Genomic DNA, 18,147 nt, shown 5'->3' with positions numbered 1-18,147 from the left:
TCACTCCTCGCCGACATGGGTGATCCGGCTGTCGCCGAGGCGGTGCTGTACGTCCTGGAGGAGGCGGCGCAGCAGCGAGGTGAGGTGGGCCTGCTCGTCAGGGGTCAGGCCGTCGATCAACTCGGCCTCGCGGCCGAGCACTTGGTCGACGGTCGCCTCGACCAGGTCGTGTCCCGCCTGGGTCAGCGTGACCTCGACCGTACGGAGGCGGCCGGGGACGGCCCGCCGGGTGACCAGCCCCTCGCGTTCGGCACGGGTGGTGCGTTGCGAGACGGCGCCTGCCGTGACCAGGGAACGGCGGCTCAGCTCGCGGGTGGTGAGCGTGTACGGAGGTCCGCTGCGGCGCAGGACGCTGAGCAGGTCGAGGGTGGCGGCGTCCACCCCGGCCCGATGGAGGACCCGGCGCCGGTCGTCGCCGAAGAGCTTGGCCAGCTGCCAGACCGGCGTGACGATTTGGATCGAGGAGACCGGGGTCCCGGGCCGCTCCCGCTCCCAGGCCTCGGCGATGTCCCGTGCGAGGTCGGGCCCGTCGTCGCCCTCGTCCCTGGGTTCGTTTGCCATGGCGTCTCTCCCGAGTTAGCGTTTTTAGGTCTAAATTTAGGTCTGAACATGCGAGGAGAGTCCAGCTTATGTCACGCGACGTTCTGATCACCGGCGGCGGTACGGGCATCGGCCGCGCGATCGCCCGGCACTTCGCGGAGCAGGGGGAGCGGGTCATCGTCACCGGTCGCCGCCCGGGCCCGCTCAAGGAGCTGGCGGACGAGACGGGCGTCCGCGCCCTGGTCTGCGATCACGCGGAACCCGCGGCCCTCACCGAGCTGCTGGCCGAGCTGCCCGACCGGCTCGACGTGCTCGTCAACAACGCCGGTGGCAACACCGACTTCGACGCCGACGGAGAGTCGGACCTCGCCTCCTACGCCCGCGACTTCCGCGCCAACCTCGACGCCAACCTCGTCACCGCCGCGCTGACGACACGGTGTGTGGACGACCGGCTCGCCTCCGGCGGCGCGGTCGTGCACATCGGGTCGATCGCCGCCGACCAGGGAGCCGGTGCCTACGGCGCGTCCAAGGCCGGACTCGCCACCTGGAACCTCGACCTGGCCGCGCGGTTCGGCCCGCGCGGCATCACCGCCAACGTCGTTTCCCCCGGCTACATAGCCGACACCGAGTTCTTCCGCGACCAGCTGGCGAACGAGACCCGCGAGCGGCTGATCGCCTCCACCGCCACGGGCCGCCCGGGCTCGCCCGAGGACATCGCGGGAGCGGTCGCCTTCCTTGCCTCCCCGGCGGCCCGCCACATCACGGGCCAGGTGCTGAACGTGAACGGAGGTGCCCACACAACCCGCTGATCAGACCCGGTAGCCGGAGAAGTCGGCCAGGTCTCCCGCGCGGGAACGGTTTGACGTCAGCGCGCCGGGCTAGAAGAGTCAGTGATCGAGGTGCTTCGGAAAGCAGGCACACCTGGCGGGAGCCGCGCGTACGCGCAGTGGGCCCCAGATGTGCCGTGTTGGCTTCCCGCTCTGCTGAACAGCGACGAGCAGGGAGCAGGAGAGATGACACCGACGAGCACCACACCCGCGCGCACCCGTCATCGTCACGACGACGCCCCCGACACCGCGGCCGACTTCGAACGGCTGGCCGCGGCCCCCGAGGGCCCCGAGCGGGACCTCCTGGCCGAGGAACTGGTCGCGGCCTGGCTGCCGATGGCCCACCGCCTCGCCGGTCGCTACCGCAACCGGGGCGAGAACCTGGACGACCTGAAGCAGGTCGCGGCGATGGGCCTGGTCAAGGCCGTAGACCGCTACGACCCGCGGCGCGGCGGCCCGTTCGAGCCGTATGCGATCCCCACGATCGTGGGGGAGCTGAGGCGGTACTTCCGCGACTGCAGCTGGGACGTGCACGTCCCCCGGCGGGTGCAGGAGCTGCGGAACAAGGTCCGCGCCACCCTCCAGGAACTGGCCGCCACGGCGGGCGCCGACCGTTCCCCGACGGTGGCGCGGATCGCCGAGGCCGCCGGTCTGGACGAGGAGGACGTGCTCGCCGGTATGGAGGCCATGGACAGCTTCCGTTCCCTGTCCCTGGACGTCGAGCTGGCCGGTTCGGACGACGGCTACTCGCTGGCCGACACCCTCGGCAGCCCCGAGGCCCGCTACGAGACGGTCATCGCCCGCGAAGCGGTCAAGCCCTGTCTGCACCGGCTCCCGGAGCGGGAACAGCACATCCTCTACCTGCGGTTCTTCCGCGACATGACCCAGGCCGACATCGGTGAGGAGCTGGGCATCTCCCAGATGCACGTCTCCCGCCTCATCTCGCGCAGCTGCCGTACGATCCGTGAAGAGGTCGAAGCCGAGCCGCAGCCCCACCGCATCCCGGCCGCGGCCTGAGACCCCGCGCCCGAGCCGAAGGTGACTCTCCTCTTGTCTGCGATGTCTGAGAACCCGTCTGCGGGCCCGGCCCCCGACCGGGCCCACAGCACCCTCATCCGTCCGGCGACCCGCGCCGACCTGAGGTCCGTGGCCGACATCTACGCCCACTACGTCCAGCAGACCGTGATCACCTTCGACAGCACTCCTCCCACCGTCGCCGACTGGGAAGAGCGGCTGGACGCCTTCACCGGCCGGGGGCTGCCCTTCCTGGTCGCCGACGTGTCCGGGGCCGTGGCCGGGTACGCGTACGCCAGTCCCTGGCGGCCGAAGCCCGCGTACCAGTACACGGTGGAGGACACGATCTACCTGGCCCCCGACGCCACCGGCCGGGGGCTGGGCAGCGCCCTGCTGGAGTCCCTCATCACCGAAGCCACCCGGGCCGGGAAACAGCGGATGATCGCGGTCATCGCCGACACCGGGAGCGATGTCTCGGCCGCGCTGCACCGGCGTTTCGGCTTCACCGATGCCGGGCGGCTGACCGCCGTCGGTCACAAGCATGGCCGGTGGATCGACACGCTGCTTCTGCAGCGGTCGCTCCCGTCGCTCTAGCGGGACGCCAGGAGCCCGTACAGCAGGGGGATCCGGGGTTCCGGGAGCTGCCACCAGCCGGACGGGGTGCGGGTCATGTGGGGCCAGCGGGGCCAGGGGAGTTCGGGGCTCTCGCGGAGGCGGCGGATGCTCAGGCCCGCTCCGGTCAGGGCGTTGACGACGTCGTCCAGGCCGTGCATCCACTCGTAGCTGTCGGTGGCGCCCTCGACGGCCGGACCGTCGGTGTAGGTGTGGGTCGCGTCGCGGTGTACGGGGCCGGAACCGCCCAAGTAGTCGTGGCGGAGCAGGAGTTCGGGGCCCTCTTCGGGGGCGGGCTTCGGGCCCAGGGCGTTGAGGAGCGGGTGGAACTCCACGATGTACAGGCGGCCGCCGGGGCGCAGCAGCTCGGCGATGACACCGGCCCAGCGGTCCAGGTCGGGCAGGTAGCACAGGGCGCCCTTGCCGGTGTAGACGACGTCGAAGCGCCGTCCGCCGAGGGCTTCCACGGCGTCGTACACATTGGCCCGTACGTACGTCACGTCGAGGCCCGCGCGCGCCGCGATACCGGTCGCCGCCGTCACGGACGCCGCGGAGAAGTCGAGGCCCGCGGTCCGGGCTCCGCGCCGGGCGAAGGCGATCGTCTCCGTGCCGAGGTGGCACTGCAGGTGCAGTACGTCGCGACCGGCCAGCTCGCCGAGGTCGTCCCACTCCCAGGGGGCGAACCAGCGTGACGGGTCGGGCGCCTCGCCGACGTCTTCGGCCCCGTCGGCCCCGTCGAGCCCGTCCAGCCCGTCCAGCCCGTAGAACCGGCTGGCGAGGTGGACGGGGGTCCGGGCATCCCAGTTCGCCTGGTTGGCCCGCATCATCCGCTCGTACGCGTCGGTCATGGGCTCACTATCCCAGGATCCGCGGCGACAGCAGCTCGTCCACCGACCACTGGTCGTACGCGTGCTCGCCGTACTTCGCGGCCAGGACGGTCCCGTCGGGGGCGATGAGGAAGTCCGCGGGGAGGCCGAGGCGGCCGTGCGGCTGACGCCGGGACGGCAGGCCTTCGCGCCCGCGCACCAGCATCGCCGTACTGCGCAGAAGCGCCCGCAGTACGGGGAGCCACGCCCGGGGATCCAGCAGCGCGCGGGGCGCCGACTCGACGCCGAACTCGGCGTACAGGCGCTTGCCGGGATCGGCGATCAGGGCGAACGGGAGCGTGTCCGCGTACGGCCGCAGCTCGTCGGCGGGGGAGTGGAAGACGGCGACCTCGCGAATGCCCGCCGCCTCGATCTCGGCATGCCGGACGGCCATCGAACGCAGATGCAGATTGCAGACGGGGCAGCCCGAGAAGCGGCGGAACTGCAGATGGATGAGGCGTCCGTCGAGCGCGGGGAAGGCGAGCGCGGCTCCGGTGACGGAGCACAGCTCGCGGGCGGTGACCTGGTCGCCGGGGCGCAGGACCGTGCGTTGCCGGGGTGTGCGGTGTCGGGGTGTGCGTTGCCGGGGCGTGCGGGACTGGGACATGTGGGTTCCCCCTCCGTAGGCGTATGCCGTACACCTACGAGCGTAGGCGTATGCCGTACGCTGTCAACCCTCATGCCACGACCCCGCTCCCTCACCCCCGGGCAGATCTCCGCCGCCGCGCTGACCGTCATCGACCGCGACGGGCTCGCCGGGCTGTCGATGCGTACGGTCGCCAAGGAACTCGGCCTGAGCACGATGGCCCTCTACCGGTACGTTCAGGACCGCGGCGAGCTGGAGCGGCTGGTCGTCGAGCTGGTGCTCGGCGCCGTCGACACCGAGCCGCCGCCACCGGACGAGCCATGGCGCGAGCGCGTCGAGGTCATGATGCGGCGCCTGCGCGACGCCGTGGGCGCCCATCCGGAGGTCGTCCCGCTGACGCTCGCCCACCGGCACCGTTCTCCCAGCGTGCTGCGCCACGCGGAGACCGTGCTCGCCATCCTCACCGAGGCGGGCTTCACGGGCGAACGGCGGGTCATCGCGCTGCGGAGCCTGCTCGGTTACGTCATCGGGGCGATCCAGCTGGAACACCTCGGGCCGCTGTCCGGCGAGGGCACGGTCGCCGTCGCCGCCCTGCCGCCGGACGAGTTCCCGTACATGAGCGAAACCGCGCGGCACGCGCGGAGCGTCAGCGCCGAGCGGGAGTTCATCGGTGGACTCACCGTGCTGCTGCGCGGACTGCGCCCGCCGCCTACCCGAGGGTGAGGTAGCGGGTGATCATCGCGACGAGTTCGTTCTCCAGCCGGGTGGGATCGACGGAGTGGGGCGACGCGATGAGCTGGTGGATGAGCAGCTCGACCGAGGCCACGATGAGCCGGGCGGCGACGTCGGTGTCCTCGACCCGGGACTCGGGGTGGCGCTCCAGCAACTCCCGGGTGTAGTCGATGCGTTCCCGCTCGTGCTGAGCGACTCTCTCCAGCAACTCGGGTGAGCGTGGCGCCTGTTCGAACATGACGCGGAGCAGCTGCGGGTCGTCGACGTGGTTCTCGATCACGGTGCGCACGATTCCCCGGATGATCTCCTCAAGGGATTCGGGCTCCTCTTCGTCCAGACGGTGCCGGGTGGCGGCCTCCCCGGCGTCGAGGTGACGGGCCGCCAGCTCGACCAGGATCGCGTCCTTGTTCGGGTAGTACTGATACAGCGAGCCGATCGAGATCCGGGCCTGCTCGGCGATGCGGTTGGTGGTCCCGGCGGCGTAGCCGTACTCGGCGAAAACGTGAGCAGCGGCGGCGAGGATGCGCTGCCGGGTGAGTTCCGCTCGGGCCTGGCGTGGCTGTTTACGTGGCTGTAGTCCACGGCGGCCTGACGTCATGACACCTCCTGGACGACCCCGCGAAAGCGAGTGGCGCAGAACCTGAATGATTACTCACAATGATGCCATGAGCTGCGGCTGAGCGGTGACGACCGCCAACGGCGGCCCTGCGGACGCGCGCCGGGTCCGTAGCCGGACGACGCCACCCGAGGACGTCACCGGAGAACGCCACCGGACGACGCCACCGGAAACGCACCCGCTGTGCCCTGCCCACCCACTCCGGAAGGAGCCGCCATGACGCATGCCCCTGCCCGCCCCCGGCGGGTGTCACCCGCCGAGGTCCGCGCCCGGCTCGGGGAACCCGAAGCCATGACCGAGGCCAAGATCCTCGACCGTATCGACGACCACTTCCGCCGCTTCATCGCCCATTCGCCCTTCCTGACCCTCGCCACCGCGAACGCGGCCGGGCGCGCCGACTGCTCACCCCGCGGCGACTACCCGGGGTTCGTGAAGGTCCTCGACGACCACACCCTCGCGCTCCCCGACCGGCCCGGCAACAAGATCGCCGACTCGTTCCGCAACCTCGCCGAGAACGACGGCGTCGGGCTGCTCTTCCTCATCCCCGGAATGCGGGAGACGCTGCGCGTCAACGGCCGCGGCTATCCCACCGACGAGCCCGATGTCCTGGCCCGGATGCGGACCGAGGCCAAGGCACCGGACCTGGCGATCGTCGTCGAGGTCGAGGAGGCCTACTTCCACTGCGGCCGCGCGCTCATCCGCTCCCGCCTGTGGGACCCGGCGAGCCAGACCCTCGCCGACGAGATGCCGTCGCTGGGCGAGATCGCCGCCGCGCAGTTCGGACTCGCCATCGACCCGGAAGTCCTCGACGGCATGCTCCAGGACGGCTACCGGAAGCTCTACTGACCACGCCACAAGGTGAATACCGATGCAACAGACGCACCAGACCCAGCAGACCCAACACACCACCCTCGCCCACATCGAGCACGCCGCCGAGGGCGTCGTCACCCTCGTCCTGCGTGGCGCCACCGGCCCGCTCGCGCCCTGGGAACCGGGAGCCCACATCGACCTGGCCCTCCCGAACTGGCTGACCCGGCAGTACTCGCTGTGCGGGGACCCGGCGGACCGTGCCACCTACCGGGTCGCCGTACGGTACGACCCCCTCAGCCGGGGCGGCTCCGAGTACATCCACCGCTTCCTGCGCCCGGGCCGCACCCTCCAGGTGTCGCTGCCACGCAACCACTTCCCGCTCGTACCCGCCCCGGAATACCTCTTCCTCGCGGGCGGCATCGGCATCACCCCCATCCTGCCGATGCTGCGCGCGGCGACTGGGGCAGGCGTCCCGGCGTCCCTCGTGTACGTAGGCCAGTCGCCCGCCACCATGCCCTTCGCCGACGAACTGCGCACCATCCACGGCGACCGCGTACGGATCGTCGCCACACGCGACCACGGCAGACCGGACCTCACCGCCCTGCGCGCCGCGCTGGCCCCCGACACCCTGGTCTACTGCTGCGGCCCCGCCCCGCTGCTCGCCGAGGCGGAGGCCACGTTCCCCGCCGAACGGCTCCACATGGAGCGATTCCACCCGCTGACCAGGACGTTCGCCCCCAACACCCCGTTCGAGGCCGTATGCGCCCGGTCCGGACGCACGGTCCAAGTACCCCCCGACGAAACCCTGCTGGACGCCCTGACCCACGCCGGATACCCGGTGCCGTCCGGCTGCCGCGAGGGCGTCTGCGGAAGCTGCGAACTCACCGTCGTCGACGGCGCCCCCGACCACCGCGACGACATAGGCGCCCCCGGGAACCGCATATACCCCTGCGTATCCCGAGCCCAGTCCCCCCGCCTCGTCGTGGACCTGTGACTCTGAGTAACCAAGCTGCCCCCAACTTCTCGTCCCCGCGTCCTGGTCGCGGACGTCATCCGTACGACCGGCCATTGCAGAGAGGACCCCACCCCGCAGTCGCGGGGATCAGGTAGCCGGCGCCGCCCTGGTCATTCGTATGACGGGATCATCCCCAACTCAAGCGGGGAGCACATCGACCGCTGCTGGGGCCAACTCGTACACGTCACGCTCAGCCTCCCTCGTCGCCCCGCCGCCGTACCAGAATCAGGCCTGAACTGTACGCACGAGCACGGCCGATGCCGTTCGCCAGAGCATGAGTGAAGGCGTCGGGGTCGGTGACGGTGAGGGCGCCGCGGATTTCGGCGCGGCCGAGTTTCTGGCCTCGATGGCGCTCGCCGAAGGTGAGCTTGGGGAGGATGCGGACAATCATGGTGGAGGTGTCGCCAGTGGCGCCGATCCGGCGAATGCCGGCGCGGCCGACGGGTTCTGCGCCCTCAGGTTGGAGGCGGTCGGCGAACCATTCGCGTGCATGCTTGGGGGTGGTGTCGGCGAGTCTGTGGCGGGTGAGCTGGCGGCCCTGCGGGGTCTCCGTCCAGACCTGGCGTTCGCGGGCTGGGTTGACCACAGTGCGGAAGGTGAGGGTCTCGCCCTGCTGGATGCGCATGTCGATGGGCAGGACTGCGATGTCTTCGAGAAGAGCCTTGGACGGGATGGACGACCAGTCGGGCTGGACCCGGGACTGGACGACGATGAGCAGCTTGTTGCTGCGCAGGTCGAGACTCCACAGATTGAGAATGCCCATTTGAGCCCGGGGTTCGGGGCCGTCCGGTTCCACCCATCCGTAGAAGCCGGACATGACCGTGCGGTGCATGATGTGCGGGTCGAGAACGGAGCGTTGTGCCAGCGGGTGCCGGGCGTCGAGTTGGAGGATGCTGTGGCAGGCGATGAACTGGGCCGACCGGACCGGCCGGGACGAGGTCGTGGTCACAGAAGCTGGTCCCATCCGATGGACTGCCCGGGGGCTATACGGGTGCGCTGCTCCCAGCGCGGGGCGTAGGTGGTGTGAGCGAAGTCGAAGGAGACGGGCTGGTCGTTGACTCGCACGGCTCCGGGCGTGCCCGGAGGGACTTCCAGCCAGCACCAGGGACAGTCGCTGGCTTTGTTGGGCAGGAGTGCCGTGGCGGCCAGTACCTCTTCAACGGTCCCGGGGTGGACACCGCCGGAGATCTCGCCGGCGGGCGGGCACGATTTACGTCCGAGCCAGAGAAGGCTTCGGGGCTGCTCCAACGCCGCGGACAGATTCTCCAGGTAGTCACGATCGGGGTGCTCGACAGCAGCGACGAATGCCGCGTCCGCGAGGTAGCTCCGATTGGTGATCATGGGATCGCGGCCGAGATTCTTGGCCAACAGAACCCCGCTGTCGGCGTCGGGGGCGATGTTCTTGGGCGCTCCGTACCAGCCCGATAGGTAATGCTCGGTGGTGCTGCCGAAGAAGACCCCCGCACCCGCTTCAAGCCCCCGGGCGGCCCGGCTGGAGCGGCGGTGGTCCGTGATCAGATCTCGAGGACGTACGGGGTAGCGGCCTCCGCCGACGAGGTGGAAGTCCCGTATGGACTTACCCGGACGGTCTGCGCGGACCGCGAAGCGCAGCTCGAGCAGGCGGGGGTCGAGGTCGTAGGCGCGGTCGTGACCGAGGGCGGCGGCGAGGAGGCCGACGAAGCCGGACTTGGTGGGATGGACGAGGGTGTCCCGGCGGTCGAACCGTGACGCGACGCCCCAGGACTGAAGGGGCCCGGCCAGGCGTGCGAGCAGAGTGAATGCGCTCATGCTCAGGTCAGTTCCTCGACGGTGTCGACCGGCTCGGGGACCAAGTCCCCCGCGCTGCGGAGTTCGCCGAAGAGTTTTTCCACGTCTACGTCGTATGTGAGGGCGCAACCGGAAGCGATGTCGGCGCGCTTGCGGGTCACCAGGCGGTGTTGGGCCAGTAGACGGCGGACTGCGACGAGGCTGGCCGGGCCCTCGGACTGCTCGTCGACAGGGCGCTCGAAGACCGCACTGTAGTTGAAGGGGCGCTTGCCGTCGAAGGCCAGGATGAACTTGGGCAGCGTGCCGGTAGAGGCGGTGGTGTTCTTCTTTGCTGCGGGGACGGCGTTCACGAATGCCTGGATGAACTCCTGCTCGGCCGCTTGGGCGGCCTCTTCCACTCGCTCCGGAGACATGCCGCCGAGCTGGAGGTTGACGCGGAGTCGATTCCGGTCGAGGGCGGCGTGACGGTAGAAGGTTCCAGAGATCAACGACTGGTAGCCGGTCATCCCGGCTCCACCGTCATCGGCGGCGTCGAGGTAGTCCAGAGCACTCGTCTTACGGCGCAGTTTGGCGTCGTCCGCTGCGCTGTAGAAGTCGTCCACCTGCTCGGCGGCGTGCACGGTGAAGGCCGCGCCGGTCTGTACCGCGCCGTCAACGTTCGGGGAGTCTGCGATCTCTGCGAGGAACCGGCCGTACAGGGCGATGTCGATGGCATCGGCCGGGGCGAGGGCAGCCAGCACCCCCGCCCTGAGGTCTTTGGGCAGAGGCGGCAGCTTGTCCTTGGCTTCCCGACCCTCGCCAGGCTCATCCGCGTCGGTGTCGGCCACCTCGCTGGATGCTTCGTCGCCGCTGGCCTTCCTCCCTCTGCCGCGCTTCTTGGCCTTGCCCGCCTCCGCCGCCGCTTTTGCCTTCCCGAACTCCGCTACCCAGGCGGAGGCAGCCTCTCTGTTCTCATCGAGGACCTTTGCGATCTTCTCTCCGGCGTCTTCGGGCGCGAAGAGCAGCACCTTGGTCAGGTCTCGCGTCCGCTCTTTGTCGCCGAACTTGAGCCCGACGCCCTCCAAGACCGTCTTGGCGGCGGTAACCGCCTCCTCCCGGTGCTCCCACCCGCGCTGCACCAGGGCGTCCGCGGTGAGTAGCGCCCACTCGCGAGTGCGGATGCCCATGGTGTACGGGGTCAGCGGGCCCTCGCCGGCATTGGCCCGGTCTCGGCTGTACGTTCGTTCGGCACGGCGTCGGGACTGAGACGTGACCATGTGGCGTTCCTCGCCGCCGAAGGGAATGCTCTTGGGCTGACCGTTCTCATCACGTACCGGAAGCACTGCGATCAGCGTTTCGATCACGTGCAGGGAGAGGAACTGATGGCCGACGGGAGCTTTCTGGGCGGCGGTCATACGAGCTTTCCGTTCTTCTTGGTGAACGTCGGGGTGTAGAAGGAGCGGGCCCATGTTTCGGGCACATCGCGATGGCGGGATTTCCAGTCGGAGAGGTCGTCGGCGAGCTGTACCCAGGACGGTGGGGTGGTGTCTCCGGCACGTATGCGCTCCACCGCGTGCTGAAGATGCCGCCATGGAATCTCGCGTGTGGCCGTCAGCCGATCGAGCAATCGCCGGGCGCCGGGATCCTTGGGGCCGCGCCCCGCAATGCTGCCGACTTTACGCAGGGCGTCGCCCATGTCTCCGTAGGCTGCACGGGGACGCGTGGCTCCAGCGTGATAGCGCGCGAAGAGAAATGCCACGCCCTCATAGATTGCCCGCTGGTGCTCGTGAGGAGCGAAGTTGGCGGCCAACAGCTGTGCTTGGTTCGGCGCCGATCGACGGGAGCGTCGCCGCGGGACGGTCAGACGACGCAGGTCGGCCAGCGTTCCGTATTCGTGGCTGTGGACGAGTCCACGCAACCATGCGTTGAGCCTCTCGGACGGAGGCCGCTCATCGGCCGGCGGCGCCCCGGCGATGATCTGAGCGTGTTCGGCAGGGTATTCATCAAGCCCTTCGTCACCGTGGGACATGCGCGGCCTCCTGGAGGGAATGGGGTGCCTTGCTTGCAGTCAGCGATCCCCGCAAGCGGGCCTGAGCCTGGAGGCGGGCCTGCAATCCGGATCCGTGGGCGGGGAGTGAATCGAGACGGTTGTCCAGCGCCGTGCGGGCGAGAGCCGCGATCTCGGCCGCGAAGCCAACCAGGGCTTCGACGGGCTCAAGTCCCTCGGCAACGGCGTCGAGCAGCACATGGAAGTGGTCACCCGCCCTCGCCCACATATCGGCCGCGCCATTGAATCGCTCGGTCTGCCGTTTGACGTCGGAAGGGTTGGGATTCGGATAGACGATGCCGCGTGCGGTGTCGGCGGCCTTCCACAAGGCCCGGGCAACGTATTCGCAGATGGCCGACGCACCCTCCGATGCCTCCCGGAACTCCATCTCCTGACCCGGTACGTACGGGAATTCATCCGCCACCCATGCGACCGGAGTGGACTTGCGCGTGATGAGACCGACGGCCCACAACTGCACGCGTGTTCCGGGGAGCAGGGCGAGCCGGTTGTACAGGTCTTTGTCCTTGGTCCGTTCCGCCACGGTTGCGTATAGCGCATGGGCTTCACGCCACATGGCCCGATCCGGGCTGGGCCTGAGCTGCACCCAGGCGTCCTTGCCCTTGGAGCCGCGCTTGACCATGACGGCGTCCTGACAGAACTCCCCAGGCAGATCCGGCAGCACTTCGCCACTGCCCATCAGCACGCGATCGACGCCGAGACTGCCGTCGCTCAGCCGAGTCGGCCGTAGAAGGATGGATCGGCACAGGTACGAATGGGCGTCCGCAGGTCCGTCGGGGAGGCGTGTGACCTTCCGGCCTTGGAAGCTGCGACGGGAACGGCCGCCGGTCCACGAGTAGTTGAGTCCATCATTGGGCCGCCTGGTGCCCGGCGCGAGGTTGAGTCGGAGCGTCTCGCCGAGGGTCTGGCCGAGTGCCAGGACGCGAACCCGTCCGCCGAGCCTCGCCACTGGCTGAGGGAACAGTAAGTGCCCCAGCCAGTTCTTTTTGACCTTGGCGTTGCCTGCGAGCCCGTACGCCATCTGGGTGAGCAATGCGCGGAAGGCGATGTCCGCGGGGACGGGACGTGCATGATGCAGATGCCGGTGGTCGAAGAACTGGTTGTAGTCGCCTGTCTGCTCGATCACGATCTGCGCCGGGCCGACGCCGTGCTCGGCCATGAAAGGGGCGAGGGCGATGTTCTGCCCCAGTGGGTGCACTGGATCGAAGAGGTTCCAGCGCTCGGCGGCGTCGTTCCGAAGCCACGCGGCGGCGGGCGCCAGCGACTCCCGCCGCAGGACCCACTCACGCCACTCGGAATCCGTGCGGGGTATGTGGTCGGAGGCATAGAGCAGTGCCAGTAGGTACTCGATCACCGCCACAGCCTCGCCCGGAGTGGCGCCCGCGATGGCGGTGAACGTGTCAGCGCCCTCCAGAGCCTGGACCAGGCTGATCTTGGCGACCTGCGGTCTGGCGGCGGTTGTCAGTGCCGTGAGGCAGGCTTCGCTGCGCGGGTCATAACGGGCTGGCATGAGGCAGCACTTGATCCCTCCGAGACGGCCGGGGCGGGGATGTGACGCTACTACACAAGAAGGCTTTGATGTGATTGATCACCAAAAACCGGCATCTGGTGTATGTCGGTGGCTGCTGCCCTGGGGCAAGACCGACCGTGAAGGGACCAGCCGCGCTAGGGGCGAAGAGCCCTGGAACCCGTTGTTCGCCCATCTGCTGGACACCGCCGCCTGCGCCGGGGAGTTATGGGACCGCTACCTATCGGCTTCCGTACGGGGTCGACTCACGGAGGCATTCGGCGATGGCGACGTCGCTCTCGCGCGCCGCGTGGTGATGTTCTTCGCCGCGCTCCACGATCTCGGCAAGGCGTCGAACTGCTTCTTGCGCCAGTTCGGGAAGCATGCCCGCTACGCCAAGGACGCCGAAGCACTGAGGCGAGCCGGGGTTCGGTGGGAAAGTGCGGCCCGTGCTGCCCAACTGCCACTGGCTGCCCGACTGGACGCCGAACCTTTCGCTCGCCATGAGCACATGACCGCCGCATGCCTTCCGCGACTGCTTGGCTGTACCTGTTACGGATGCCTCGGGAATGGACCACGTCGCGAAGGGCTCCACACTGTGGCGACCCTCCTGGGCGGTCACCACGGGCACATCCCGAACGCCGACGTGATCGGGAACGCGCTCAAGGCTGCCCGGCCCAGAGTGTGGGAGCCGGTCCACCGTGCCATCCTCGACGGCCTCGCACGCATGCTGGACCTCGACCTCACCCGGCTACCCCGCGTCGTCCGGCCGGAGCGTCCGAGTGCCCTCCCGCTTTTCGCGGGACTGGTGGTCCTCGCCGACTGGGTTGCCTCCGACGTAAGCCGCTTCACCTACCGTCGCCTTGAGCAGCCCGTCGAGGAGTGGTGGGACGACTCCAAGGCTCAGGCGGCCCAAGCTGTCACCGACCTCCGTCTGGAGGCGTGGCGTCCTGAACCCACGACCTGGTCGTCGATGTTCACGGACACCCCCACCCCGCTCCCGTTCCAAGCCGCCGCGATAGCCGCCCTGCCGACCGACGGCCCCGCCCTCGTACTGATCGAGACCGACACAGGCTCTGGCAAGACGCGCCTCGCCCTGTCCTGCGCCCAGCACCTGGCCCGCTCCTGCGGACACCATGGGCTCTATATGGCCATGCCCACCCGGGCGGCCACCGACCAGACGGCCCAGGAGATCCGTTCCTTCCTCGGCACATCCCTGGGCAGCTCCACGACGGCCAACCTCGCAGTGGTGCACCACACCGCAGGCGCCACCCCGCTCGTCCACCAGCTCATCGATGGTGCCCGCGGGGTGCAGGGGGACGTGGACAGCCTCAGCAGTCTGGACTCCATCAGCGACCCGACGTTGGAGTATGGGGACCTCGTGCAGGCGAAGCACACCGTCCTCGACCCCTGGTATCTGCTGCGCTGCCGCGGTCTCGTCTCCCCGTTCGGCATCGGCACGGTCGATCAGATCACCCTCGCCTCCCAGCCCTCACGCCACTGGTTCCTCCGCCTGTTCGGGCTGGCCAACAAGACCGTGATCATCGATGAGGCGCACGCCTACGAGCTCTTCCAACGATGCCTGCTCAGCGCCACCGTCTCATGGCTCGCCGATGCAGGCGCCTCGGTCGTCGTGCTGTCCGCCACCCTGCCTCTTGAGGCCCGGCAGGCGTTGATCACCGCGTGGTGCGCCGGGCACCGGACCACGCCGGACGAACACGGCGACGCTGGCCCCATCACCGTCGTGGACCAGCACGGCAGCGTGCGCCCCACGGCGCCCATCGAGCAGCCTGCCCCGACGGACACCACGGTCGACCTCCTGCCAGACCCCGGGCCCGACGAACTCGCCAGAAGCCTCCTCGTCGAGGCGGCCGCCGGGGGAATCATGACTGTCGTCCGGAACCGCGTCTCCTCGGCGAGAGACCTGTACACGGCCCTACTGAAACAGGCAACGGTGTACGGCTGGGATAGCAGCGAGATCCTCCTCGCCCACGGCCAGTTGCTGCCCCGGGACCGCCTCCCCGTCGAAGAACGCATCACGACCCTGCTCGGCCTCCACGGCGACGATCGCCAAATCCGCAACCCGCTACGCCCCGAGCGCTTGATCGTCATCGGCACCCAGATCATCGAGCAATCCCTCGACATCGACGCGGACCGTCTCTACACCGACCTCGCCCCCATCGACCTGCTTCTCCAGCGACGTGGCCGCCTCCACCGTCACGCGGTGAACGATGCCGGCCGCCCGGCCGGATTCCAGGAAGCCCGCGTGACAGTGCTGTGGAACCGTGGAGCTGACGGCCTCCCCCTGGTTGAACCCCCGGGCTCGCGGTTCGAGGAGCCAGGAAATTCGGACGGCTATGTCTACGCCCCGTACACGCTCGCCGCCACCTGGCGGACCCTCCGCGAGCGAGTTGCTGCGGACGGAAGGATCAGAATCTCCACCCCATCGGACACCAAGAAGCTGATCGATTCCGCCTACGCTCCGCCGACCGTCAACGCTTCCGGCCTACTTGGAACTCTGCTCACCCGCACCTGGGCCGACTGGCAGACGGAACTTGCCGACCAGGACAGCAATGCCCACTCGCGCACCTTCCTTCCCTACAGCGACGGAACCCCAATCGAGGTCACGAGCCTCGTATCCGGTGAGGCAAATGGCGACGGTGAAGCCGGAGCCGATGCACGAGGATCAGGCGCCCGTGGGCTGGCTGCTCTGTCCCGGCTGGGCGAGCCGACCACCGACGTCATCGTGCTCTACCAGCAAGATGGCGGCGAGCTGACGTACGACGCCGTAGGAGACGTCCCGGCTGATCTGCGCGATCATCGAGCCCAGGAGGCCGAGGAGAGCCGGGTCGCCCACCGTGCTCAGCAGCGGGCCCTGCTGAGTAATACCCTCGCCGTCCCGCACTCGTGGTTCCATGGCGACGACCCGCTGCCGCCGCCAGCCACCTGGCAGCCGCTTCCCCACTCTGCGGTGCACTATCGTGCGACCCTCGTCTTGGCCCCGAACGGCCGCTGTATCCGTGGCCCCAGGGGGCGCCTTGTGTACAGCCCAAGCACCGGCCTCATGCGCTTGCCCTCGGCTGGCGGCCGAGCGGGTTGATGCTTCGGAGTCTTCAACCTGGGAGATGTCCTCGTGCAGAGCTCTCGCCGTGGTCAGGGACGGGCCCTCCCCCGCATGCGCGGGGACTACCACGCCTCCGCCAACGGCACCATGTGGTCGATGGGGCCAGCCCCGCGTGTGCGGGGACCACACGCCGACGGTGTCGGCTACGAGTACTACAACGGGACCAACCCCGCATGCGCGGGGACTGCTGAGGGCGGCGTTAAGCCCGTCTGTGCGCCACGGGGCGACGCGCGGACGGGGGCGCTCTTCGGACCTTTGGGCTAAGGGGCGATGCCCGTACCGCCGCACCGGTTGCACCCCACGGTGAGCACCTTGCCGTCCGGCTCCACGAAGACGGTCGCGGGCAAGCCGCCGCGTCGCTTCTTGCAGCCGCAGGCCTCATCCGGTTGCGGGGCAGGCGCCCGGAGCTGATCTACGAGTTCCACGAGAGCGGCCCTCTCGGGGTTCACCCACTGCTCCATGCTGGCCACCTCCTGTGACGATGGTACGGGCGCGACGCCCGGTAGTTCAGCGCTTCGTCAGTTCGGGCCGCTCGGGCCGTCGCCGTCCGGGTCGCCGGTGCAGCTGCCCTCGGGGCCGCCGGGGCCGTGCTGGCAGCTGGCCGCGACCGGGATGGAGGTGTCAGTCGGCGCCAGCCACAGGGCATCGTCCACGGGGAAACCGGCCTGCACGATGCGCTGCTGGGTCCGCGTCAGCGCTTCGGGGTTAAGCCGCTCCGGGTCCGGCGCCTGCGGCACGTGGTGGACGAACGTGCCGACTCGCTCGCACAGTTGGCGGTACGTGCGGGTGTGCAGGATCAGAGCATGCCAGCCCTCGTCCACGACCCGGGACGGGGTGAGCGGGCTCGAAGCGCCAGCTGCGGCCGCCACGAACTTCACCGCCTCGTCGACGATCCGGCCCGCCGTATCCTCGTCCATGCCGGGGTTGTTGCGCAGCACGGTCCTGATGGCCTCGGCCCGCTGTGGCGGGTCGAGTAACGCAGTAACGTCTCGCATGTGCCTTCCTCTCTCGATGGGGTGGTGCACGGTCTCCGTCCCGGTCGCTGGCCGTCCAAGCGCGCGATCGGGGCGGGGGCTTGTTTTCGACGGGGCCCCGGCTCGGATGCCTGGCCGGAGGCCGGAGCCCCGTCGCCCTGTGGCCGACCGCCGAACATCCGGCCGCAGGGGGCGGAGAGGGCGGACCGCTGCCAACGTGCCCGGTACGGGGGAACCGGATCGGCAGCAGCCCGCCCGGTCTATGGGGCCGCGGCGTCCCGGACCGCGCCGTGCAACTGGTTCCCGGTGGCGCACCGTTCGCCGTCCCGGCAGCCGGTGCAGTCCATGGCGTGGTCGAGGAACTGGCTCCAGGCCGTCGACTCGGGCTCCGGAGCGGTGGGCTCGGCGCCGCAGGTGGGTGAGGGCGGCTGCTCGGGTGCCGTCATTTCTGGCGCCTGACGGGCTCGTTGCGGTCGAGGAGACGGCTGCTGCAGTCGAACGGGTCGCGCTGCTTCGGGAACGTGGGCGCGCAGTCGGGGCAGGCGTAGACCGTGCCGCCGCCACTGCTCCCGCCGTGACCGATCGCGACGACGACCGGCTGCCTGGTGGTCTTCTGGCAGCGGGCGCAGATCTGGGGCATCACCGGCCCGTCGCCTCCTCGGCGGGCTCGGCGAGTGCTCGGGCCAGGGCCAGGCGCAGCCGGTGCGGGTCGGTCAGGTACCGGTCGTCGCTCGCCGGGGTCCGCCAGTGCAGGCGCGGGCCTTGCGTCCAGGTCGCGGGCGGCACGCCGACGTAGGTGACCTCGGCGCCGTGTGCGCCGAGGGCGTGGATGCCGTGGTGGAGACGCTCCCAGTGTTGGGCGTGGCCCGAGGGGATGAACCAGTACATGAGGCCGTAGTCGGCGATGACGGCGCCGGACCTCTTGCCGAGTAATTCGAGCGCTCGTTCGCCGATGGCCACGGGGGCGCGTACGGCGTCCCAGTGCGGGCCGACTTCGACCATCTCGATATCGCCCGCTGGTGGGGTCCAAGGCAGGGCTGGTTCAGGCTCAGCGATCACGACGCGGCTCCTCGTGCCGGTGGGTATCCGTGTCGTGACGCTAAGTGTGGTGTG

The 18,147-nt window shown here is 69.4% G+C and carries 21 protein-coding genes; 7 read left to right on the top strand and 14 right to left on the bottom strand.

The window, feature by feature from the left end; all coding sequences use genetic code 11:
• A complete protein-coding gene (locus ACFV9T_RS00375; RefSeq protein ID WP_385435840.1) occupies positions 1-561 on the bottom strand; it encodes a MarR family winged helix-turn-helix transcriptional regulator in 561 nt (186 codons plus the stop codon).
• Positions 562-629: 68 nt separating this feature from the next.
• On the opposite strand from ACFV9T_RS00375, the gene ACFV9T_RS00370 reads away from it, so the two are divergent.
• The 3 genes from ACFV9T_RS00370 to ACFV9T_RS00360 all read left to right on the top strand — a co-directional run bounded on the left by ACFV9T_RS00370 (position 630) and on the right by ACFV9T_RS00360 (position 2,975).
• Positions 630-1,349, top strand: a complete 720-nt coding sequence (locus ACFV9T_RS00370; RefSeq protein ID WP_385435839.1) for an SDR family NAD(P)-dependent oxidoreductase — start codon at positions 630-632, stop codon at positions 1,347-1,349.
• 204 nt (positions 1,350-1,553) lie between these two features.
• Positions 1,554-2,384, top strand: coding sequence for a SigB/SigF/SigG family RNA polymerase sigma factor (locus ACFV9T_RS00365; RefSeq protein WP_385435838.1), 831 nt, complete (start codon positions 1,554-1,556; stop codon positions 2,382-2,384).
• A gap of 42 nt (positions 2,385-2,426) precedes the next feature.
• Positions 2,427-2,975, top strand: coding sequence for a GNAT family N-acetyltransferase (locus tag ACFV9T_RS00360; protein ID WP_385436120.1), 549 nt, complete (start codon positions 2,427-2,429; stop codon positions 2,973-2,975).
• On the opposite strand, the gene ACFV9T_RS00355 is transcribed toward ACFV9T_RS00360, so the two are convergent.
• Together ACFV9T_RS00355 and ACFV9T_RS00350 are read right to left on the bottom strand one after the other, a co-directional pair.
• Positions 2,972-3,841 (bottom strand): class I SAM-dependent methyltransferase, encoded by an 870-nt coding sequence (locus ACFV9T_RS00355; RefSeq protein ID WP_385435837.1) that lies wholly within the window; start codon positions 3,839-3,841, stop codon positions 2,972-2,974. The two genes, ACFV9T_RS00360 and ACFV9T_RS00355, sit on opposite strands and share 4 nt — an antisense overlap.
• 7 nt (positions 3,842-3,848) lie before the next feature.
• A complete protein-coding gene (locus ACFV9T_RS00350) occupies positions 3,849-4,400 on the bottom strand; it encodes a peroxiredoxin-like family protein (RefSeq protein ID WP_385436119.1) in 552 nt (183 codons plus the stop codon).
• A gap of 138 nt (positions 4,401-4,538) precedes the next feature.
• On the opposite strand from ACFV9T_RS00350, the gene ACFV9T_RS00345 reads away from it, so the two are divergent.
• On the top strand, positions 4,539-5,168 hold the full coding sequence (locus ACFV9T_RS00345; protein WP_385435836.1) for a TetR/AcrR family transcriptional regulator: 630 nt from the start codon (positions 4,539-4,541) through the stop codon (positions 5,166-5,168).
• Here the strand turns inward: ACFV9T_RS00345 and ACFV9T_RS00340 are convergent.
• Positions 5,155-5,775 carry a TetR/AcrR family transcriptional regulator gene (locus tag ACFV9T_RS00340; protein ID WP_385435835.1) on the bottom strand — a complete coding sequence of 207 codons (621 nt, stop codon included), beginning with the start codon at positions 5,773-5,775 and terminating at the stop codon, positions 5,155-5,157. The genes ACFV9T_RS00345 and ACFV9T_RS00340 overlap by 14 nt on opposite strands.
• 234 nt (positions 5,776-6,009) lie before the next feature.
• On the opposite strand from ACFV9T_RS00340, the gene ACFV9T_RS00335 reads away from it, so the two are divergent.
• Together ACFV9T_RS00335 and ACFV9T_RS00330 are read left to right on the top strand one after the other, a co-directional pair.
• Positions 6,010-6,639, top strand: coding sequence for an MSMEG_1061 family FMN-dependent PPOX-type flavoprotein (locus tag ACFV9T_RS00335; protein WP_385435834.1), 630 nt, complete (start codon positions 6,010-6,012; stop codon positions 6,637-6,639).
• Between the two features lie 22 nt (positions 6,640-6,661).
• A complete protein-coding gene (locus ACFV9T_RS00330; protein ID WP_385435833.1) occupies positions 6,662-7,597 on the top strand; it encodes a PDR/VanB family oxidoreductase in 936 nt (311 codons plus the stop codon).
• 211 nt (positions 7,598-7,808) lie between these two features.
• Here ACFV9T_RS00330 and cas6e read toward each other — a convergent pair whose 3' ends face one another.
• Genes cas6e through ACFV9T_RS00305 form a run of 5 tightly spaced genes read right to left on the bottom strand, consistent with a single transcriptional unit; the run spans position 7,809 to position 12,939 of the window.
• Entirely contained in the window at positions 7,809-8,567 is a 759-nt protein-coding gene (cas6e, locus tag ACFV9T_RS00325; protein WP_385435832.1) for a type I-E CRISPR-associated protein Cas6/Cse3/CasE, read from the bottom strand.
• A complete protein-coding gene (gene cas5e / locus ACFV9T_RS00320) occupies positions 8,564-9,406 on the bottom strand; it encodes a type I-E CRISPR-associated protein Cas5/CasD (protein WP_385435831.1) in 843 nt (280 codons plus the stop codon). The genes cas6e and cas5e overlap by 4 nt, the downstream gene beginning before the upstream one ends.
• Before the next feature lie 2 nt (positions 9,407-9,408).
• Positions 9,409-10,779, bottom strand: a complete 1,371-nt coding sequence (locus ACFV9T_RS00315) for a type I-E CRISPR-associated protein Cas7/Cse4/CasC (RefSeq protein ID WP_385435830.1) — start codon at positions 10,777-10,779, stop codon at positions 9,409-9,411.
• Positions 10,776-11,393 carry a type I-E CRISPR-associated protein Cse2/CasB gene (gene casB / locus ACFV9T_RS00310; RefSeq protein ID WP_385435829.1) on the bottom strand — a complete coding sequence of 206 codons (618 nt, stop codon included), beginning with the start codon at positions 11,391-11,393 and terminating at the stop codon, positions 10,776-10,778. Before casB ends, ACFV9T_RS00315 begins: the two co-directional genes overlap by 4 nt.
• Positions 11,380-12,939 (bottom strand): type I-E CRISPR-associated protein Cse1/CasA, encoded by a 1,560-nt coding sequence (locus ACFV9T_RS00305; RefSeq protein ID WP_385435828.1) that lies wholly within the window; start codon positions 12,937-12,939, stop codon positions 11,380-11,382. Before ACFV9T_RS00305 ends, casB begins: the two co-directional genes overlap by 14 nt.
• Before the next feature lie 70 nt (positions 12,940-13,009).
• Between ACFV9T_RS00305 and cas3 the strand changes: the two genes are divergently transcribed.
• Positions 13,010-16,036 carry a CRISPR-associated helicase Cas3' gene (cas3, locus tag ACFV9T_RS00300; protein ID WP_385435827.1) on the top strand — a complete coding sequence of 1,009 codons (3,027 nt, stop codon included), beginning with the start codon at positions 13,010-13,012 and terminating at the stop codon, positions 16,034-16,036.
• Positions 16,037-16,320: 284 nt separating this feature from the next.
• Here the strand turns inward: cas3 and ACFV9T_RS00295 are convergent, their stop codons facing one another.
• From ACFV9T_RS00295 to ACFV9T_RS00275, 5 genes are all read right to left on the bottom strand, one after another.
• Positions 16,321-16,521: a hypothetical protein gene (locus ACFV9T_RS00295; protein WP_385435826.1), complete on the bottom strand. Its 201-nt coding sequence runs from the start codon at positions 16,519-16,521 to the stop codon at positions 16,321-16,323.
• Between the two features lie 57 nt (positions 16,522-16,578).
• Positions 16,579-17,055 carry a glycine-rich domain-containing protein gene (locus ACFV9T_RS00290; RefSeq protein ID WP_385435825.1) on the bottom strand — a complete coding sequence of 159 codons (477 nt, stop codon included), beginning with the start codon at positions 17,053-17,055 and terminating at the stop codon, positions 16,579-16,581.
• Between the two features lie 239 nt (positions 17,056-17,294).
• Positions 17,295-17,480: a hypothetical protein gene (locus tag ACFV9T_RS00285; RefSeq protein WP_385435824.1), complete on the bottom strand. Its 186-nt coding sequence runs from the start codon at positions 17,478-17,480 to the stop codon at positions 17,295-17,297.
• The gene (locus ACFV9T_RS00280; RefSeq protein WP_385435802.1) at positions 17,477-17,674 is read right to left on the bottom strand and encodes a hypothetical protein; all 198 of its coding nucleotides are present in this window, start codon (positions 17,672-17,674) and stop codon (positions 17,477-17,479) included. Before ACFV9T_RS00280 ends, ACFV9T_RS00285 begins: the two co-directional genes overlap by 4 nt.
• Entirely contained in the window at positions 17,674-18,093 is a 420-nt protein-coding gene (locus ACFV9T_RS00275; protein WP_385435823.1) for a hypothetical protein, read from the bottom strand. The genes ACFV9T_RS00280 and ACFV9T_RS00275 overlap by 1 nt, the downstream gene beginning before the upstream one ends.
• Positions 18,094-18,147: the final 54 nt, after the last annotated feature.

The sequence above is a fragment of the Streptomyces sp. NPDC059850 genome (genome assembly GCF_042731515.1).
Taxonomy (GTDB): Bacteria; Actinomycetota; Actinomycetes; order Streptomycetales; family Streptomycetaceae; genus Streptomyces.
This window is presented reverse-complemented; position numbering and strand designations above follow the sequence as displayed.

Bases quoted from the DNA above. Each gene is read 5' to 3' on its own strand.
- ACFV9T_RS00375 (WP_385435840.1), bottom strand. From the start codon at position 561: ATGGCAAACGAACCCAGGGACGAGGGCGACGACGGGCCCGACCTCGCA.
- ACFV9T_RS00370 (WP_385435839.1), top strand. From the start codon at position 630: ATGTCACGCGACGTTCTGATCACCGGCGGCGGTACGGGCATCGGCCGC.
- ACFV9T_RS00365 (WP_385435838.1), top strand. From the start codon at position 1,554: ATGACACCGACGAGCACCACACCCGCGCGCACCCGTCATCGTCACGAC.
- ACFV9T_RS00360 (WP_385436120.1), top strand. From the start codon at position 2,427: ATGTCTGAGAACCCGTCTGCGGGCCCGGCCCCCGACCGGGCCCACAGC.
- ACFV9T_RS00355 (WP_385435837.1), bottom strand. From the start codon at position 3,841: ATGACCGACGCGTACGAGCGGATGATGCGGGCCAACCAGGCGAACTGG.
- ACFV9T_RS00345 (WP_385435836.1), top strand. From the start codon at position 4,539: ATGCCACGACCCCGCTCCCTCACCCCCGGGCAGATCTCCGCCGCCGCG.
- ACFV9T_RS00340 (WP_385435835.1), bottom strand. From the start codon at position 5,775: ATGACGTCAGGCCGCCGTGGACTACAGCCACGTAAACAGCCACGCCAG.
- ACFV9T_RS00335 (WP_385435834.1), top strand. From the start codon at position 6,010: ATGACGCATGCCCCTGCCCGCCCCCGGCGGGTGTCACCCGCCGAGGTC.
- ACFV9T_RS00330 (WP_385435833.1), top strand. From the start codon at position 6,662: ATGCAACAGACGCACCAGACCCAGCAGACCCAACACACCACCCTCGCC.
- cas5e (WP_385435831.1), bottom strand. From the start codon at position 9,406: ATGAGCGCATTCACTCTGCTCGCACGCCTGGCCGGGCCCCTTCAGTCC.
- ACFV9T_RS00315 (WP_385435830.1), bottom strand. From the start codon at position 10,779: ATGACCGCCGCCCAGAAAGCTCCCGTCGGCCATCAGTTCCTCTCCCTG.
- casB (WP_385435829.1), bottom strand. From the start codon at position 11,393: ATGTCCCACGGTGACGAAGGGCTTGATGAATACCCTGCCGAACACGCT.
- ACFV9T_RS00305 (WP_385435828.1), bottom strand. From the start codon at position 12,939: ATGCCAGCCCGTTATGACCCGCGCAGCGAAGCCTGCCTCACGGCACTG.
- ACFV9T_RS00295 (WP_385435826.1), bottom strand. From the start codon at position 16,521: ATGGAGCAGTGGGTGAACCCCGAGAGGGCCGCTCTCGTGGAACTCGTA.
- ACFV9T_RS00290 (WP_385435825.1), bottom strand. From the start codon at position 17,055: ATGCGAGACGTTACTGCGTTACTCGACCCGCCACAGCGGGCCGAGGCC.
- ACFV9T_RS00285 (WP_385435824.1), bottom strand. From the start codon at position 17,480: ATGACGGCACCCGAGCAGCCGCCCTCACCCACCTGCGGCGCCGAGCCC.
- ACFV9T_RS00280 (WP_385435802.1), bottom strand. From the start codon at position 17,674: ATGCCCCAGATCTGCGCCCGCTGCCAGAAGACCACCAGGCAGCCGGTC.